This window comes from Dokdonella fugitiva (genome assembly GCF_004342425.1).
Lineage (GTDB): Bacteria > Pseudomonadota > Gammaproteobacteria > Xanthomonadales > Rhodanobacteraceae > Dokdonella_A > Dokdonella_A fugitiva.
The window spans coordinates 222,694-239,037 of record NZ_SLWQ01000005.1; the positions used below are offsets into that span (position 1 = coordinate 222,694).

The window sequence follows — 16,344 nt, forward strand, 5'->3', positions numbered from 1 at the left end:
CCTGAAATTACTCCGGGCGACGTTAAGAATTCGCTGTCGGCGCAAGGCGCCTACGCAGTTCGTAACAAACATGAATGCGCGGGTTGCGCGCGAAGTCGAACGGAATCGTCGCGGGCGTGATGTCTCGAACGTCGAAGCACTCGGCCAGCGACGCATCGAGGGTGAAACGGCGCAGGTTGTTGGAGAACACGACCAGGCCATCCGGCGCGAGGCGATCGCCGACGAGGCGCAGCAGTTCGGCGTGATCGCGCTGCACGTCGAAGTCCTCCGCGCGCTTGGAGTTGGAGAACGTCGGCGGATCGACGAACACGAGGTCGTAGCGACCATGGTCGTGGCGCAGCCAGGCGAGCACGTCGGCCTGCACGAGGCGGTGGCGCGGACCGGTGCAGTCGTTGAGCGTGAAATTGCGCGCCGCCCATTCGAGATAGGTCGCCGAGAGGTCGACGCTCGTCGTCGACGCCGCGCCGCCCGCCGCCGCGTGCACGCTCGCGCTCGCCGTGTAGCAGAACAGGTTGAGCACGTTCCGTCCGCGCGCGAGTTCGCGCAGGCGCAGGCGCATCGGCCGATGGTCCAGGAACAGGCCGGTGTCGAGATAGTCGAACAGGTTCACGCGGAACTTCAGGCCGCCCTCCTCCACCACGAGGAACTCGCCGCGCTGGTCGAAGCGGCCGTATTTGGAGCCGCCTTTCGCCCTGTAGCGCGTCTTCAGCGCGATGCGTTCGCGCGGCACGTCGAACGCGTGCGATGCGGCGTGGACGAGCTCGCGCAGGCGATCGCGCGCGACCTGTTCGGGGATGTCGCGCGGCGGCGCGTATTCCTGCACGTGCAGCCAGGTCTGCGGGAACGCATCGCTGCGCGCGCGGCCGTCGTCGGCACCGACGGCACGGTAGACGTCGATCGCGGCGGCGTACTCGGGAATGTCCGCGTCGTACGCGCGCCAGCACGTGACGCCTTCGCGTTCGAGCCGCTTGCGCAGATGGCGCAGGTTCTTGGAAATGCGGTTCGCGACTGCCTGCGCGCCTTCGGACAGCGGACGCTCGACGCGTTCGCGCGGGCGTTCTTCGCGCAGCTCGAATGTCAGCAGGCGGCACTCGAGCGCGCCGTTGTAGAGCACGTAGCGCTTGTCCGCGCGCAGGCCGAGCGCGTGGCCGAGCTCGTCGTCGGCGACGATGACTGCGGCGCGCCAGCCGGCGAATGCCTCGCGCAGGCGCGCGCCGAAGGCGCGATACAGCGTGCCCAGCGCCGTGCGCTCGCCGAGGCGTTCGCCGTAGGGCGGATTCGAGATGACCAGGCCCGGCTGCTCGATGCCTTCGGGCCGGCGCAGGTGCTCGGCCGACTGGCGCGCGAGGTGCAGGAAGCCGGCGACGCCGGCGGCCTGCGCGTTGCGCCTGGCTTCCTGCAGCACGCCCGGGTCATGGTCGTAACCGAAGTACAGCGGCTGCAATGACCGCAGGCCCGCGGTCGCACGCGCCTGCGCTTCGTCGAGCAGCGCCTGCCACGTGGCCGCATCATGGCCGTGCCAGCCGAGGAAGCCCCAGTATCCGCGGCGCAGGCCGGGTGCGGCATCCGCGGCCATCAGGGCGCCTTCGATGAGCAGCGTACCTGCGCCGCACATCGGGTCGACCAGCGCTCCACCCTCGGCGGCGATCGCGGGCCAGCCCGCGCGCAGCAGCATCGCGCAGGCGAGGTTTTCCTTCAGCGGCGCCTCGCCCGTGCCCTGGCGCCAGCCACGCCGGTGCAGCGGCAGGCCGGCGAGGTCGAGCGCGATGCTCGCGCGCCCCTTGTGCACGCGCACGTTGATGCGGATCGAGGGCTCTTCTACGTCGACGTCCGGACGCGTGCCGCTGCGTTCGCGGAATTGGTCGACGATCGCATCCTTGGTGCGCAACGCGATGAACTGCGTATGGCGCAATGCACCGCTGCTGCCGACCGCATCGATCGCGAACGTGCCGTCCGGTGCGAGGTGCTGCGCCCAGTCGATCGCCTGCGCCCCGGCATGGAGCGCATCCGCGTCCGGCGCATCGAACTCGGCGAGCTGCAGCAGCACGCGGCTGGCGAGGCGCGACCACAGGCAGGCGCGATAGGCGAGTTCGAGCGGCCCGGAGAAATGCACGCCCGCGAGGGCCTCGCGCGCGTCGTCGGCGCCGAGCGCACGCAGCTCGTCGCGCAGCAGGTATTCGAGGCCCTTCGGGCAGGTCGCGAACAAGGTCGCCATCAGTCGAGCCCGGCGAGGAAATCGCGAAAGACGCCGGCGCACCAGTCGACGTGCGCGGCGAGGCGATGCCCGTCGCGCACGAGGTGCAGCGTCGCGCCGCGCGCGCGCGCGAAACCGATCGCCGCGTCGACCGGGCAGACTTCATCGTTCCAGCCGTGCACGAGCGTGGTCGGCACGTCGGCCGCGTCGAACGCACGCGGATAGCCCGGGATCGCGGTCGGCAATGCGAGCAGGAACAGGCCCGCGCTTGCGCGCCGCAGTGAAGCGAACCCCGACGTGAACGCGCCCATGCTCGAACCGGCGAACACGACGCGGCCCTCGCGGGGTGCATGCCCGAGCGCGCGATCGATGCGTGCATCGATCGCGAGCGGATCGCGGCTCGCATCGAGGTCGCGGTAGTCGGGACGCACGCTCGCCCAGCCGAGTGCGTCGCAGACGAGCGCAAGCGCGCTGACCTTGGTCGCCTGCGGGCCGCTTTCGAGGCCGTGCGAGAGGATGACGGTGCCTTTCATTGAAGGGGAATGGGGAATGGGGAATGGGGAATGGGGAAGCATAGCGGGCGTGGCCGGCGCGTGGGTGGTCGGGGAGCCGCGCCGTGGCGGAAAGCCTGTAACCTGCGCGGCAACTCCCGTTCGACCGGTTTTCCATGCCCCTCTCCATCGATGCCTGGCCCCTGCCCTACGAGGAACGACTCGCCTCGCGGCCGTCCTCCGCGATCGACCTCGTCGTCATCCATTGCACCGAGTTGCCGGACATGGCGATGGCCCGCGAGTTCGGCGAGCGCATCCACTATGCGGGCACGCAGACCGGCAACAGCGGGCACTACTACGTCGACCGCGACGGCAAGATATTCCGTTTCGTCGCCGATACCCGCGTCGCGAACCACACCTACGGCTACAACCCGCGCTCGATCGGCATCGAACTCGTCAACATCGGCCGCTACCCGCACTGGGGCGACAGCCGCTACCAGGCGTTCACGGTGCCGTACACGGCCGAACAGATCACCGCATTGCGCGCGCTGCTCGCGCAGTTGCGCAACGACCATCCGACCCTGCGCTGGATCGCCGGCCACGAGGACCTCGACCGGCGCCTCGAGCCGGCAAAGGACGATCCCACCATCATGCTGCGCCGGCGCCAGGACCCCGGCCCGCTGTTTCCGTGGGACGAAGTCATGGCCGACAGCGGACTGGAACGGTTGAGCCCCCCGTAGGGCGGTACGCGCGCAGCGCATGCCGCCGTTTGCACGCGACGGCGGCGCGTGGCGGGCTTGCGGCGGCACGCGCTGCGCGCGTACCGCCCTGCCCGCGCCCTGACCTATACTTCGCCGCCCCGCCGTCGCTCCGCAACGTATGACGCCCGCCGTCGAAGAACTGCTTTCCCTGCTCCAGCTCGAGCGCCTCGAGGACAACCTGTTCCGTGGCGAGAGTCGTGACATCGGCACGCGCTACGTGTTCGGCGGCCAGGTGCTCGGGCAGGCGCTGTCCGCCGCGCAGCAGACCGTCGATGCGAATCGCAGCGCGCATTCGCTGCATGCCTATTTCCTGCGTGCGGGCGACATCGAACATCCGATCGTCTACAACGTCGAACGCACGCGCGACGGCGGCAGCTTCTCGGTGCGCCGCGTGACCGCGATCCAGCACGGCCAGCCGATCTTCAACTTCTCGGCCTCGTTCCAGGCCGAGGAAGCCGGCGTCGAACACCAGTTGCCGATGCCGGCGGTGCCCAAGCCGGACGACCTCGAACCGGTCGAGCCGCTGCCCGCGGACGAACTCGCCAAGCTGCCGCCCAAGCTGCAGCGCTGGTTCGGCCGCTCCGGGCCGTTCGAGTTCCGCCACGTCTACCCGCGCGATGAACTCAACCCGCCCAAGCGCCCGCCATTCCAGCAGGTCTGGTTCCGCCTGACCGGCCGCGTGCCGGAAGCGAGCCCGCCACTGCACCGAGCGCTGCTCGCGTACGCATCGGACTTCCACCTGATCGGCACGACGATGTTCCCGCACGGGATTTCCTTCCTGCAGCGCAACGTGCAGGTCGCGAGCCTCGACCACGCGATGTGGTTCCACCGCCCGTTCCGCGCCGACGAATGGCTGCTCTATTCGTGCGACAGCCCGACCGCGCAAGGCGCGCGCGGTCTCGCGCGCGGCATGATCTACAGCGAGGATGGACGACTCGTCGCATCGACCGCGCAGGAAGGCCTCGTGCGCCTGCGCAGCGAGGGTTGAGCGCCCGCCGTTCACGTCCGCTCCCGAACCCGTCAGAACCCGAACCCGCTAGAATCGGACCATGCGCCAGATCTACACGTCACCGCGGATGGAGAACGTCGAGCGCGTCGTCGCGCTGATGGCCGAGCACGGCATCAAGACGACGATCGCGAACCGGCGTGCCTACCAGGGCGCGGACTGGAAGCGCTTCAGCTACACCGCGAAGGCGGACCGCGACAGCTGGCCGCAGGTGTCGGTCGTGCGCTCGGAAGACCAGACCCTCGCGCGCAAGGTGCTGCGCGACGCGGGGCTCGAGCCCGCGACGCGCTTCGCCGACGAACTCGCCGCGGCCCGCGGCGTCGGCAGCCCGACCCAGCACAACCGCGCCTCGCTGCGCATCAAGCTCGTCGTGCTCGCGCTGATCGCCGGCGTGTCGGTGCTGATCGCGCTGAGCCTGCTGCACCACTGAGGCTCGCCGGGTCGGGCGGCAGGCGATGCGCCCGGCGGTTCCCGCCGCCGGCCGGGCCACCCGGCGGGCGCGCTCGCGCCGCAACAGGCAAGCCGCTCCGAACGGGCTAGAATGAGCCCATGCGTTCGGACGTCGTCCGCCTGTTCCAGACCCTGCCGCACCCGTGCGGCTATTTCGCCTCGCGCACCGCGCAGAACATCGTCATCGACCCGAGCGCGCCGCAGCTGCCGCAGATCTACGACATTGCGGTGCAGCGCGGCTATCGCCGCGCGGGCGGCCACGTCTACCACCCGCAGTGCAACGGCTGCCGCGCCTGCGTCGCCTGTCGCGTGCCGGTCGAGCGCTTCCGGCCGGACCGCTCGCAGCGCCGCTGCCTCGCGCGCAACGCGGACCTCGCGGTGCGCGTGATGCCGGCCAACTACACCGACGAGTATTTCGCGCTGTACCGGCGCTACCTGCGCGCGCGCCATCCCGACGGCGGCATGGACGACGCGCGCCCGGAGGATTTCGCGCGCTTCCTCTACACCGCCTGGAGCCCGACCCGCTTCATCGAGCTGCGCGAACGCGAACGGCTCGTCGGCATCGCGGTCACCGACTTCTGCGTAGCCGGCCTCTCCGCGGTCTACACCTTCTTCGATCCGGAATGCGAGTCGCGCGGCCTCGGCACGTTTGCGATCCTCACCCAGCTCGACATGGCGCGCGCGCAGGGGCTGCCGCACGTCTACCTCGGCTTCTGGATCGAAGGCCATCCGAAGATGCACTACAAGGCGCGCTACCGCCCGCTCGAAGTGCTCCGGGAAGGCATCTGGACCGACCTCTGAACCCGCGCTCAGACGAAGCCGATCTCGTGCTCGCCGTGCATCGACATGACGAGCCTGACCATCGAGGTCGGCAGCATGATCTCGAGTTCGAGCGATTCGCCGTTCGGGCCCTTGCCCGCGAGCGTCATCTCGAACAGCGCGCCCGAGGCGTCGATCTCGCTGCAGACGATGTGCGGACCGCCTGGCACGTCGCGCAGGTACGGCTTGATCGGCTCGCCGAGCGCTTCGATCGCCTGCGGGTAGAGGAATACAGCGTAGTTCTTCGGATCGGTCATGTTCGAGGGCTGAGGGCTGAGGGCTGAGGGCCGGAGAATCGCCGCGACCAACGCAATGGCATACGTGGTCAGGGGTCGATGCGGAGGTGGGAAGCGGCACGCACGGCCTTGGCAACGGCGGCGCCGACGTCGACGTCGCGCGCGAGCGTGACCGCCATGCGCCGCTGGCCGCGTACCTGTGGCTTGCCGAACAGGCGCAGCATCGTGTCGGGTTCGGCGAGCGCCTCGGCGACGCCGTGGTAGCGTGGCCGGTCGCCGTCACCGCTGCACAGCACGGCGCAGGATGCCGAGGGGCCGAGTTGGCGGATCGCCGGGATCGGCAGGCCGAGGATCGCGCGCGCATGCAGCGCGAATTCGGACAGGTCCTGCGAGATGAGCGTCACGAGGCCGGTGTCGTGCGGGCGCGGGCTCACTTCGGAGAAGATCACCTCGTCGCCCTTGACGAAGAACTCGACGCCGAACACGCCATGGCCACCGAGCGCGCCGGTGATCGCGGCCGCCTGGCGTTGCGCCTCGGCGAGCGCCTTCGCGCTCATCGCTTGAGGCTGCCACGACTCGCGGTAGTCGCCGTGCTCCTGCCGATGGCCGATCGGCGCGCAGAAACTCGTGCCACCCGCATGGCGCACGGTGAGCTGGGTGATCTCGTAGTCGAAATCGACGAAGCCTTCGACGATGCAACGCCCCTTGCCGGCGCGACCGCCGGACTGCGCGTAATTCCATGCGGCGTCCACCTCGGCCTCGCTGCGCACCGTGCTCTGCCCCTTGCCCGAGCTGCTCATGACCGGCTTGATCACGAACGGCAGGCCGAGCGCCGCGACCGCGGCGCGATACTCCTCGCGCGTGTCGACGAAGCAGTAGCGCGACGTCGGCAGGCCGAGTTCCTCGGCGGCGAGGCGGCGGATGCCCTCGCGGTCCATCGTGAGCCAGGCCGCGCGCGCGGTCGGGATCACGCGCAGGCCCGCCTGTTCGAGTTCGACCAGGGTCGGCGTGTGGATCGCCTCGATCTCCGGGACGACGAGGTCGGGCCGTTCGAGTTCGATCACGCGGCGCAACGCCGCGCCATCGAGCATGTCGATCACGTGCGAGCGATGCGCCACCTGCATCGCGGGTGCATTGGCGTAGCGATCGACCGCGATCACCTCGACCGCGAAGCGCTGCAGTTCGATCGCGACTTCCTTGCCGAGCTCGCCGGAACCGAGCAGGAGGACGCGGACGGCGGTATCGGTGTGCGGGGTACCGAAGGGCTTCATGGGAAAGATCGCGGCGGCAGGGGCGCCGATTCTAGGGATCGGGCCGCACAAGTCCATCCCGACGCACGCGACGGGATCGCGCGCGTGCCCGTCCTGTCCGGCCAGGCGTCGCCGATGCCATTCGAGCCGCGCACGCCGTTCGTGCACACTAGCCACCTGCCACCGCCGGAACCACCGATGCGCCGCCTGTCACTGCTTGCCCTGCTCCTTGCCACGCTGCCGCTCGCCGCTTCCGCCGCGCCACCGGAAGACCAGTGGTTCACCGTGTTGCTCGACGGCCGCAAGATCGGCTCGTTCGAAAGCAAGCGCGAGGTGCACGGGCACGAAGTGCATACGACGCAGACGCTGCAGATCGAACTCGAGCGCAATGGTGTCAAGGTCGCACTGGGCAGCAGCGAGAGCGCGACCGAGACCCTCGACGGCCAGCCGCTTGCTTTCGCCAGCACGTCGCGCCTGTCGGGCAGCGAGACGCGCATCGAAGGACGCGTGCGCGACGGCGTGGTCGAACTCGACACCAGCACCGGCGGCGCCACCCAGCACCGGCGCATGGCATGGCCGGAAAAAGCGCTGTTGCCGGAAGGACTGCGCCTGGCCGGCCTGCGCGCCGGGCTCGCCGCGGGCACGCGTTACAGCGCGCTCGCATTCCAGCCGTCGAGCCTCGACGCGGCCGAGATCACGAGCACGGTCGGTGCCTTCGAGCGCGTCGACCTCCCCGGCGGCGCACGCACGCTGCATGCGGTCGAGCAGGTGCTCGCCTTCCCCGGCGCGCCGATGAAGACGCGTGCATGGATCGACGCCGACCAGACCGTGCACAAGCTGACCCTGCCGATGATGGGCGTCGAACTCGTCCTGCTCGCCTGCGATCGCGCCTGCGCGACCGCGCCGAACCAGGGCAGCGACGTGTTCGCGCGCACGCTGATGCCGTCGCCGCGCGCGCTGCACGTCGGGGAACTCGCCGGCACGATGCGCTACACGCTCGCCTCGCCGCGCAACGAAGCCACCCTCGCGCTGCCCGACACCGACGAACAGAGCGTCGTCGTGCGCGGCAACGAGCGCATCGTCACGATCGACCGCGAGGCGCATGCGCGCAAGGGCGAGAAGCCCGCCCCGTCCGACTACAAGCCGAACGACTGGCTGCAGAGCGACGCGCCGGAGATCGTCGCGCTGGCGAAGCAGGCCGCCGGCGACGCCGCGACGCCGCTCGAGCGCATGCGTCGCGTCGAGACGTTCGTGCGCGGCTACATCCGCAGCAAGACGCTCGACGTGGGCTACGCATCCGCGCTCGAGGTCGCGCGCAAGCCGGAGGGCGACTGCACCGAGCACGCGCTACTCGTCGCTGCGCTCGGCCGCGCGCTGGGCATCGCCACCCGCGTCGTCGACGGCCTTGCCTACGCGCCCGGCTTCGCCGGCAAGGACCAGGTGTTCGTGCCGCACGCGTGGGCGCAGGCCTGGGTCGATGGGCGCTGGCGGAGTTTCGACGCCGCGCTGCCCGGTTTCGACGCGGGCCACATCGCGCTCGGCATCGGCGACGGCGACCCGTGGCGCTTCTACGCCGGCCTCGACCTGCTCGGCCGCATCGAATTGCGCGAAGCGCAGTCGCTCGCGCGCTGACTATGCGTCCTCGCGCGCGGCGCGCGCCGGCTTGCGCGGCGGCGCGACCGCCGTCGTCGCGCGCATGCCCGCGGGCGTCGTGCCCGTGGCCTTGCGCATGAGGCGACGCAGTGCCGTCGCATCCTGGTAGCCGACCGCGGCCGCGACGCGGTCGACGCTGAGCCGGCTCGCCTGCAGCAGGCTGCGCGCGCGATGCAGGCGGATGCTGCGGATCAGCGCGATCGTGCCCATGCCGGTCGCGCGCTGCACGCGGCGCCCGAGCGTGCGTTCGGACACGCACAATTCGGCCGCGAGTTCGGCCACCGACGGCACGTCCGGCAGCGCGCCCTCGACGCGCCGGGTCAGGCGCGCGACGAGCGCATCGCCGCTCGCGAGCATCGCCGGCACGACGAACTGCGCCTGCTCCCCGCGTTCGTGCAGCAACAACACGCGCGAGACGCCTTCGGCGATGCGCGCGCCGAAGCGCGCGCGCAACAGGTGCAGCACGAGGTCCGATTGCGCGAACGCGGCGCCGGCGGTGAGCACCGGGCCGTCGATGCAGAGGACGCGGTTCGCCTCGACCCGCAGGTCCGGGGCGAGACGCGCGAGTTCCGGCGCGAGCCACCACGTCGTCGTCGCGCGGCGGCCGGCGAGCACGCCCGCCGCCTGCAGCAGGAACACCGCCGAACACGACGCGGCGACCTGGCCGCCCGCGGCGACGTGCGCCGCGATGAGACGGATCGCCTGGCGGCAATCATCGGCCGCGATGCGCGCGCGCAGTTCGCGCGCATCCGCGACCCAGATGCCGGGCACGAGCAGCACCGAGCGCGCCGGCCTGCGCCGCGCCGGCAAGCGCGTCGTCCGCGCGACGATGCCGCCCTGCAGCTCCACGCACCCGCCGGCGACCGAGTGCAGGCCCCAGGCTGGCGCCGCCTCGCCGCTGCGTCCGGCGAGCAGCGCGGCCGCGGCGAGGATGTCGCGCGTCATCGACACGCCGCTCGGGTTGGTGCCGTCGAGTAGCAGAAGCTCGAAATCCTTCATGTCCGAATCCGCCCGGAAGAGGTCATTTCCGACACTACCATGCCTCGCCCCGCGCGGCTCAAATGAAACCGCCCGCGACGGAGGACACCATGCGAAGCGATGAACGTGCAGACGACCCGCTCGACGATTTCGACGCGCGCACGATCGAACTCGACGCGGTCGCGCGCCGCGTATACGTCTCCGGCCAGGGCCCCGCCGTGATCGTCATGGCCGAGATGCCGGGCATCAGTCCCGACGTCGCGCGTTTCGCGCGCTGGGTGCGCCAGGCCGGCTTCACCGTCTACATGCCGTCGCTGTTCGGCCGCGACGGCGCCTATCCGCACGCCGGGGACGGCTTGGCCGTGATGCGCCGGGCCTGCATCAGCGCCGAGTTCCACGCGCTCGCCGGGCGCGGCTCGAGCCCCGTCACGCGGTGGCTGCGCGCACTCGCCCGCTTCGCCCATCGCGAGTGCGGCGGTGCGGGCGTCGGCGCGATCGGCATGTGCTTCACCGGCAATTTCGCCCTCGCGATGATGCTCGAGCCGGCCGTGCTCGCGCCGGTGCTCGCGCAGCCGTCGCTGCCGCTCGACGACCCGGCCGCACTCGAGAGCGACGCGGGCGAACTGGCCGCGGTCCGCGCACGCCTCGAGCGCGACGGCCTCGACGTGCTCGCCTACCGCTTCGAGGGCGACCGGCATTGCCGCGCGGAACGCTTCGCGGCTTACGCGTCCGCGCTCGGGCCGCGCTTCGTCGCGCGCGTGCTGCCGGACGACGCCGCGCGCACCGATCCGCCGCCCTTCTTCGCCGAGGTCGTCGGTTGCGCGCACAGCGTGTTCACCGCGCACCTGGTCGACATCGACGGTTCGCCGACGCGGCGTGCGTTCGCCGAAGTCATCGCCTTCCTGCGCGAACGCCTGTGGGCTCCGGCGCCGTTCGCCGCGGAGACGGTCATATGAACGTCGGCTTCGCCGGGCTCGGCACGATGGGGCTGCCGATGGCCGCGAACCTGCTGCGTGCGGGGCGGGCATTGCACGTGTGGAACCGCACGCCCACGCGCAGCACGCCGCTGCTCGAACTCGGCGCGACGCGCGCGGAATCGGTCGATGCGCTGTTCCGCGCCTGCGACGTCGTCCTGCTGATGCTGGCGGACGAGGCCGCGGTCGATGCCGTGGTCGGACGCCACGCGCCGGGTTTCGGCGCGCGCATCGGCGGACGCACGATCGTGCACCTCGGCACGACGGCGCCCGCGCATTCGGCGTCGCTCGCACGCGAGCTCGGGGCACGCGGCGCGCGCTACGTCGAAGCACCGGTGTCCGGCTCGCGTATCCAGGCCGAGCGCGGCGAACTGGTCGGCATGCTCGCAGGCGACGAAGCCGCCCTGGAAACGGTGCTGCCGCTGCTCGCGCCGCTGTGCCGGCGCACGTTCCACTGCGGCGGGGTGCCGGGTGCGCTGCGCATGAAGCTCGCGGTCAACCATTACCTCATCGCTCTCGTCACCGCCCTCGCCGAGACGGTGCATGCCGCGCGCGCATCGGGCATCGACACCGCCCTGCTGCGCGAGATCCTCGATGCCGGGCCGATGGCGAGCGAGGTGTCGCGCATCAAGCTCGCCAAGCTCGTGCACGAGGATTTCTCGCCGCAGGCAGCCGTGCGCGACGTCGCGACGATCGCCGAGCTCGTGCTCGCCCAGGCCGACGACGCGGGCGCGCAGGCGCCGCTCATCCGCGCCTGCGCGGCGCTCTACCGGCGCGCCTGCGACGATGGCCTCGGCAGCGAGGACATGGCGGGCGTGATCCGCGCGCTCGGCCCATGGGGTTGGAGGGCCGAGGGCTGAAGGCATCGCGGCGATGACCGCCGTGCAGGCCCCCCTGTGCACGACCGTCGCGAGCCGCGATGCACGTCGCGCTACGGGCCGTCGAAGCCGTTGCGGAAGATCACGTCATCGGCGACCTGGATGGTCCAGCTGCGCTCGTGATCGAGCAGGCTGCCGGCCATCGCCGCCGAGACGAAGGCCGTCTGGTCCTTCACGCGCACCTGCAGCGTGTGCGACGCCGGTGTCGACCCGGGCTGGCTGAAGACGTAGGTCGCCGCGGTCGCACCGCCGATCGGATTGCCGTCGAGATACCACTGCACGCCGAGCGTGCCGATCGTCGGCTGGAGCGGCATCACACTGAATGGCTGGTTCGTGCCCGGCGCATAGGCCACCGGCGCCGCGGTCGATGGCGATTCGCTGCCGGGCTCGATGAGGTCGATGCCCGTCGCGGGATCGCCCCAGCCGCCGCGATACAGCGTGCGCACGTATTCCTGCCGGCACACCGGACAGAACGGCACGCCGAGGAACTGCATGAGGCATTGCGTGTCGACCGGCCGATACATGCCGGTGGTCAGATAGCGCGCGCCCTGGAACAGGCCGACGCCCGATGTGCCGGACGGGGTCGGGATCGGATTGCCGGGCGTGAACCAGCTGTTCCACTTCACCTGCGCGGCGACCGTCTGGTTCGTCACGTTCGCTTCGCACGGCGTCCCGCCCGTGTCGCTGCAGGGAGGAAAGCCCGGATACGGCGAGCTGTATTCGTCGGCGAGCCCCGTGAAGCTGTGGCCGTATTCGTGCAGGACGATCTGCGGCGCCTGTGCGTGCGTCGAGGTGACCGAGATGTCGCCGCCGGAACCACCGTAGGTGGAATCGTTGACGACGACGACGATCTTGTCCCAGTCCGGATACGCCGCGGCCGCGGCGAGGACGGCGCCATCGTCGACGACGAGCAGGCGCTGGATCTGGAATGCGCAGAACGTCGCGTCGAACGCGGTGTCGACGAACTGCCCCGCGTGCACGTCGCCGATCGCATCCGGATCGGAGCAGCAGGTCGCCTGCGTGCAGCCGTTCTGGTACGGCGGATGGTCCGCGCCGGACTGGTTCGAGGCGATGAACGCGGTCGTCCAGTTCACGAAGCTCTGGTATTCCTTGTACGGCGTGAGGCCGAAGAATGCATCGTGCAGGATCGCCGCGTCGGCGTCGAACAATGAATGTTGCGCGTTCGTGTAGCCGTCGCCGACGACGAGCATGTCGACGCGGTTGGCCGGACTGCCGCCACCCTGCACGCGGTCGACCTCGACCTGGGGCACGCGCGCAGCGAGGCGCAGGTCGCGCGCGCCGGCGGCGAGCGCGCCGAGGTCGAACCGTTGCGGCTCGCGCGCTCCGCCGAACTCGACCGCATCGGCGGCACCGAAGGGAATGCGCAGCACGAAGCTGCGCGCGGCGGCGCGCGGGTGCGCCGACACGATCGTGCCGTCACCGCGCAGCGGATCGCGCGCGAATTCACCGCGCAGGTCGGGAATCGCGAGCGTGCGTTCGCCGAGATCGACGCCGTCCTTGAAGGCATGCCAGGCGATGCGTTCGCCGTGCGCGTCATCGCTCGCACGCACGTTCATGTCGTCGCGTGCGCCCGCGAGTTCGACCTGCGCGTAGTAGACCGGTTCGACGCCACCGGCGGCGTCACGCGTGAACACGATGTAATGCGCGGGCGCGGCGTGCGCTATCCCGCCGGCGAGCCCGCAGAGCAGGCCTAGGCGAGCGATGGTGCGTTCCATGACATCCCCTCCCTTCGCGAGTGCGCCGGGCAGCGTAGCACAGGGGCCTCGCGCCTTGATTTGCGAATTGATATTAAATTGATATCATCTTGTCCGACATCGGAGGATCGACCCATGAACGAACGCAGCGCCTTTTCGCTCCCCGGCATCCCGGTCGTGCTGTTCCTCGTCGTCGCGATCCCCGCCACGATCGCCGTGACCGCACTGGCCATCGCCTCGCCGCCGTCCTCGCCGACCCCGGTGCTCGTCTCGGCGGCGCTCGTGCTGGCGGTGCTGCTCTTCTGCACGGGCGGCTTCTTCCAGGTGCAGCCCAACCAGGGCCAGGTGTTGCAGTTGTTCGGCCATTACGCAGGCACCGTGCGCGACGCAGGCCTGCGCTGGACCAACCCGTTCTATTCCAGGCGCGCGGTCAGCCTGCGCGTGCGCAACTTCGAATCGGGCCGGCTCAAGGTCAACGATGCCGAGGGCAATCCGATCGAGATCGCCGCGGTCGTGGTGTGGCAGGTCGTCGACACCGCCGAAGCGGTGTTCTGCGTCGACGACTACGAGAACTTCGTGCAGATCCAGAGCGAGTCGGCCCTGCGCCAGATGGCGCAGAGTTATCCCTACGATGCCCACGACGGCGACGCGCCCTCGCTGCGCAGCCACGGCGACGTCGTCAACGGCCACTTGCGTCGCGAGATCCACCAGCGCCTCGGCAAGGCGGGCGTCGACGTGGTCGAGGCGCGCATCAGCCATCTCGCCTACGCACAGGAGATCGCCCAGGCCATGCTGCAGCGGCAGCAGGCCGGTGCGATCGTCGCCGCGCGCGAACGCATCGTCGAGGGCGCGGTCAGCATGGTCGAGATGGCCCTCGCCGAACTCGGCAAGCGCGGCGTCGTCGATCTCGACAACGAACGCCGCGCCGCGATGGTCAGCAACCTGCTCGTCGTGCTCTGCGGCGAGCGCGGCACGCAACCGGTCGTCAATACCGGAACGCTCTACACGGGTTGACGATGTCGTCCGCCCGCGCCAAGCAGCCGTGCGCGCCTGTACGCTCGCCTTCCCCATCGAACGGCGGCGCAGGGAAACACGGCGTGAGCGAGAAGAAGGCTTATCCCCTGCGCATCGCGGCGCCCGTGCTGGACGCGATGCAGCGCTGGGCGGACGACGACCTGCGCTCGCTCAATGCGCAGATCGAATACGTGCTGCGCGAAGCGCTGCGCGAAGCGGGCCGGCTCAAGCCGGCGCCCAAGCCGCGCGCGATCGCCGACGACGGCGCGTAATGCGCGTGCTGCTGCGTCGTGTGCGTGATGCGCATGACTGCCCGCCGGAGCGCGGGTGCGCGCGTGCCGCCCGGCGTCGCGTCGCACGTCGCCGACGTTGAAGCTCAGCCGGGATACAGGCAGCCGTGGTAGCGTGCCGCATCCGCAGGAGACCCGTCATGACGCATCGACCACTCGTGCCGCTCGTGTTCGCCTTGCTCGCGTGCCTGTCCGCGCAGGCAGCGCCGAAGAAGAAGCATGCCGCCGCTCCCGCGAAGGCGGCGGCGAGCCAGCCGGTGGCGCCGCAGGACATCGACGTCGACGCCCTGGCGCGCGCGAAGGACGGCAAGCCGACCGAACCGCTGGCTGAACCCGCCGCCGCGCCGTCGGCGACGGAAGCGCCCGTCGCCACCGAGGGAACCGCACCGACGGATGCGGCGTCGCGTGCCGTGGAGGAAGCTGCACAGCATGCGGCAACTGCCGCGGATGAAGCCGCGCCGGCCGAGCCTCCGGCAATGGTCGCCGGAGAAGCGGCGGCCGAACCCGTCGCAACATCTGTCGAGGCTGCACGCGCGGCAACCGGCACCGAAGCGGCGGCGTCCTCCCCCGATGGCACTCCCGAAGCCGCGACGGACGCGCAGGCCACGCGGCCGTCACCGCTCGCCCCGCCGTCGGCACCGGACGCCGCCGAGAAGACCATGGCTGCCGCCTGCGAGGCGCGCGCGACCAGCCTGCTCGATGCCGCGCAGAAGGGCGACTACGCCGGCGCGACGCGCGACTTCGACGCGAAGATGCGCAGCGCGCTGCCGGCGCCGAAATTCAAGCAGGCCTGGGAGTCGCTCGCCCAGTTCGGCCAGCTGCAGGCGCGCGGGCAAACGCACCCGATGAAGGGGGACGGCTACATCGCGATCACGATTCCGCTCATCTTCGACAAGGCCAATCTGTATGCGCAGGTCGCCTGCGGCAGCGATGGCCGCATCGCCGGGTTCTACGTGAAGCCGCTCTGAGCACGCGACCGTGGCGAACGACGTCGAAGGCGCCACACCACCCGCGCGATGCGACGACGCGATGCGGCACGCGATCGTCGCGCGCGCGCACGCGCTCGGCGTGCCACGCGACTACGGCCGCGTGCGGAGCCTCGCGCTCGTGCGCGAACCGCGCGAACTCGCCTGCATCGGCGAGGACATCCACCATCGCCTGCAATGGCTCGCGCCACGCGCCGCGCGTGCCTACGCACGCCTGCACGCCGCGGCCGCGGCGGACGGCATCGAGTTGCAGCTCGTGTCGGCGTTCCGCTCGGCCGGGTACCAGCTCGGCATCCTGGAGCGCAAACTCGAGCGCGGCCTGTCGATCGACGAGATCCTGCGCGTGAGCGCCGCGCCCGGTTACAGCGAACACCATAGCGGGCGCGCAGTCGATCTCACCACGCCCGGATTTGCACCACTCGAGGAAGAATTCGAGCATTCCTCCGCGTTCGCCTGGCTGGTCGCCAACGCCGTGCGCTTCGGCTTCGCCCTCTCCTACCCGCGCGACAATCCACACGGGATCGCGTACGAGCCGTGGCATTGGTGTTGGCAGCGCGGGGCGAGAGGGCTGAGCTCCCGGGGCCGTAGGCCAGGGCCGGGGATCGACGGTTGAGCGGGCGAAGAGCCGCGATGCCTGCCGTTTGGTCCT

General features: G+C 70.5%; 17 protein-coding genes. 11 read left to right on the forward strand and 6 right to left on the reverse strand.

Annotated elements, in window-relative coordinates; genetic code table 11:
* Positions 1-22: 22 nt before the first annotated feature.
* Entirely contained in the window at positions 23-2,215 is a 2,193-nt protein-coding gene (gene rlmKL, locus EV148_RS11035; protein WP_131997990.1) for a bifunctional 23S rRNA (guanine(2069)-N(7))-methyltransferase RlmK/23S rRNA (guanine(2445)-N(2))-methyltransferase RlmL, read from the reverse strand.
* The gene (locus EV148_RS11040; protein WP_131997993.1) at positions 2,215-2,727 is read right to left on the reverse strand and encodes an alpha/beta hydrolase; all 513 of its coding nucleotides are present in this window, start codon (positions 2,725-2,727) and stop codon (positions 2,215-2,217) included. The genes rlmKL and EV148_RS11040 overlap by 1 nt, the downstream gene beginning before the upstream one ends.
* Positions 2,728-2,861: 134 nt before the next feature.
* Between EV148_RS11040 and EV148_RS11045 the strand changes: the two genes are divergently transcribed.
* The 4 genes from EV148_RS11045 (at position 2,862) to EV148_RS11060 (ending at position 5,703) form a co-directional block, all read left to right on the forward strand.
* Positions 2,862-3,425, forward strand: a complete 564-nt coding sequence (locus EV148_RS11045) for an N-acetylmuramoyl-L-alanine amidase (protein WP_131997996.1) — start codon at positions 2,862-2,864, stop codon at positions 3,423-3,425.
* 139 nt (positions 3,426-3,564) lie between these two features.
* The gene (gene tesB, locus EV148_RS11050) at positions 3,565-4,434 is read left to right on the forward strand and encodes an acyl-CoA thioesterase II (protein WP_131997999.1); all 870 of its coding nucleotides are present in this window, start codon (positions 3,565-3,567) and stop codon (positions 4,432-4,434) included.
* Between the two features lie 61 nt (positions 4,435-4,495).
* Positions 4,496-4,882, forward strand: coding sequence for a hypothetical protein (locus EV148_RS11055; protein ID WP_131998002.1), 387 nt, complete (start codon positions 4,496-4,498; stop codon positions 4,880-4,882).
* A gap of 119 nt (positions 4,883-5,001) precedes the next feature.
* Positions 5,002-5,703, forward strand: a complete 702-nt coding sequence (locus EV148_RS11060; RefSeq protein ID WP_131998005.1) for an arginyltransferase — start codon at positions 5,002-5,004, stop codon at positions 5,701-5,703.
* Positions 5,704-5,711: 8 nt separating this feature from the next.
* Here EV148_RS11060 and EV148_RS11065 read toward each other — a convergent pair whose 3' ends face one another.
* Both EV148_RS11065 and purT read right to left on the reverse strand, forming a co-directional pair.
* A complete protein-coding gene (locus EV148_RS11065; protein ID WP_131998008.1) occupies positions 5,712-5,978 on the reverse strand; it encodes a hypothetical protein in 267 nt (88 codons plus the stop codon).
* Positions 5,979-6,046: 68 nt separating this feature from the next.
* Entirely contained in the window at positions 6,047-7,228 is a 1,182-nt protein-coding gene (gene purT / locus EV148_RS11070) for a formate-dependent phosphoribosylglycinamide formyltransferase (RefSeq protein ID WP_131998011.1), read from the reverse strand.
* 84 nt (positions 7,229-7,312) lie between these two features.
* On the opposite strand from purT, the gene EV148_RS11075 reads away from it, so the two are divergent.
* Entirely contained in the window at positions 7,313-8,839 is a 1,527-nt protein-coding gene (locus EV148_RS11075) for a transglutaminase-like domain-containing protein (protein WP_131998013.1), read from the forward strand.
* Here EV148_RS11075 and EV148_RS11080 read toward each other — a convergent pair whose 3' ends face one another.
* A complete protein-coding gene (locus EV148_RS11080) occupies positions 8,840-9,859 on the reverse strand; it encodes a GlxA family transcriptional regulator (RefSeq protein WP_131998016.1) in 1,020 nt (339 codons plus the stop codon).
* A gap of 89 nt (positions 9,860-9,948) precedes the next feature.
* Here EV148_RS11080 and EV148_RS11085 point away from each other — a divergent pair, with 89 nt between their 5' ends.
* A complete protein-coding gene (locus tag EV148_RS11085; RefSeq protein WP_131998019.1) occupies positions 9,949-10,794 on the forward strand; it encodes a dienelactone hydrolase family protein in 846 nt (281 codons plus the stop codon).
* Positions 10,791-11,672, forward strand: a complete 882-nt coding sequence (locus EV148_RS11090) for an NAD(P)-dependent oxidoreductase (protein WP_131998022.1) — start codon at positions 10,791-10,793, stop codon at positions 11,670-11,672. Before EV148_RS11085 ends, EV148_RS11090 begins: the two co-directional genes overlap by 4 nt.
* 71 nt (positions 11,673-11,743) lie before the next feature.
* Here EV148_RS11090 and EV148_RS11095 read toward each other — a convergent pair whose 3' ends face one another.
* Positions 11,744-13,426 carry a M64 family metallopeptidase gene (locus EV148_RS11095; protein ID WP_131998025.1) on the reverse strand — a complete coding sequence of 561 codons (1,683 nt, stop codon included), beginning with the start codon at positions 13,424-13,426 and terminating at the stop codon, positions 11,744-11,746.
* Positions 13,427-13,540: 114 nt separating this feature from the next.
* Here EV148_RS11095 and EV148_RS11100 point away from each other — a divergent pair, with 114 nt between their 5' ends.
* The 4 genes from EV148_RS11100 (at position 13,541) to EV148_RS11115 (ending at position 16,308) form a co-directional block, all read left to right on the forward strand.
* On the forward strand, positions 13,541-14,419 hold the full coding sequence (locus tag EV148_RS11100; RefSeq protein ID WP_131998028.1) for an SPFH domain-containing protein: 879 nt from the start codon (positions 13,541-13,543) through the stop codon (positions 14,417-14,419).
* 83 nt (positions 14,420-14,502) lie between these two features.
* Positions 14,503-14,691 carry a type II toxin-antitoxin system antitoxin gene (locus EV148_RS11105; protein WP_131998031.1) on the forward strand — a complete coding sequence of 63 codons (189 nt, stop codon included), beginning with the start codon at positions 14,503-14,505 and terminating at the stop codon, positions 14,689-14,691.
* Between the two features lie 158 nt (positions 14,692-14,849).
* Positions 14,850-15,677, forward strand: a complete 828-nt coding sequence (locus EV148_RS11110; RefSeq protein ID WP_131998034.1) for a DUF3887 domain-containing protein — start codon at positions 14,850-14,852, stop codon at positions 15,675-15,677.
* 10 nt (positions 15,678-15,687) lie between these two features.
* Positions 15,688-16,308: a M15 family metallopeptidase gene (locus EV148_RS11115; RefSeq protein WP_425479857.1), complete on the forward strand. Its 621-nt coding sequence runs from the start codon at positions 15,688-15,690 to the stop codon at positions 16,306-16,308.
* Positions 16,309-16,344: the final 36 nt, after the last annotated feature.

Bases quoted from the DNA above. Each gene is read 5' to 3' on its own strand.
- rlmKL (WP_131997990.1), bottom strand. From the start codon at position 2,215: ATGGCGACCTTGTTCGCGACCTGCCCGAAGGGCCTCGAATACCTGCTG.
- EV148_RS11040 (WP_131997993.1), bottom strand. From the start codon at position 2,727: ATGAAAGGCACCGTCATCCTCTCGCACGGCCTCGAAAGCGGCCCGCAG.
- EV148_RS11045 (WP_131997996.1), top strand. From the start codon at position 2,862: ATGCCCCTCTCCATCGATGCCTGGCCCCTGCCCTACGAGGAACGACTC.
- tesB (WP_131997999.1), top strand. From the start codon at position 3,565: ATGACGCCCGCCGTCGAAGAACTGCTTTCCCTGCTCCAGCTCGAGCGC.
- EV148_RS11055 (WP_131998002.1), top strand. From the start codon at position 4,496: ATGCGCCAGATCTACACGTCACCGCGGATGGAGAACGTCGAGCGCGTC.
- EV148_RS11060 (WP_131998005.1), top strand. From the start codon at position 5,002: ATGCGTTCGGACGTCGTCCGCCTGTTCCAGACCCTGCCGCACCCGTGC.
- EV148_RS11065 (WP_131998008.1), bottom strand. From the start codon at position 5,978: ATGACCGATCCGAAGAACTACGCTGTATTCCTCTACCCGCAGGCGATC.
- purT (WP_131998011.1), bottom strand. From the start codon at position 7,228: ATGAAGCCCTTCGGTACCCCGCACACCGATACCGCCGTCCGCGTCCTC.
- EV148_RS11080 (WP_131998016.1), bottom strand. From the start codon at position 9,859: ATGAAGGATTTCGAGCTTCTGCTACTCGACGGCACCAACCCGAGCGGC.
- EV148_RS11085 (WP_131998019.1), top strand. From the start codon at position 9,949: ATGCGAAGCGATGAACGTGCAGACGACCCGCTCGACGATTTCGACGCG.
- EV148_RS11090 (WP_131998022.1), top strand. From the start codon at position 10,791: ATGAACGTCGGCTTCGCCGGGCTCGGCACGATGGGGCTGCCGATGGCC.
- EV148_RS11095 (WP_131998025.1), bottom strand. From the start codon at position 13,426: ATGGAACGCACCATCGCTCGCCTAGGCCTGCTCTGCGGGCTCGCCGGC.
- EV148_RS11100 (WP_131998028.1), top strand. From the start codon at position 13,541: ATGAACGAACGCAGCGCCTTTTCGCTCCCCGGCATCCCGGTCGTGCTG.
- EV148_RS11110 (WP_131998034.1), top strand. From the start codon at position 14,850: ATGACGCATCGACCACTCGTGCCGCTCGTGTTCGCCTTGCTCGCGTGC.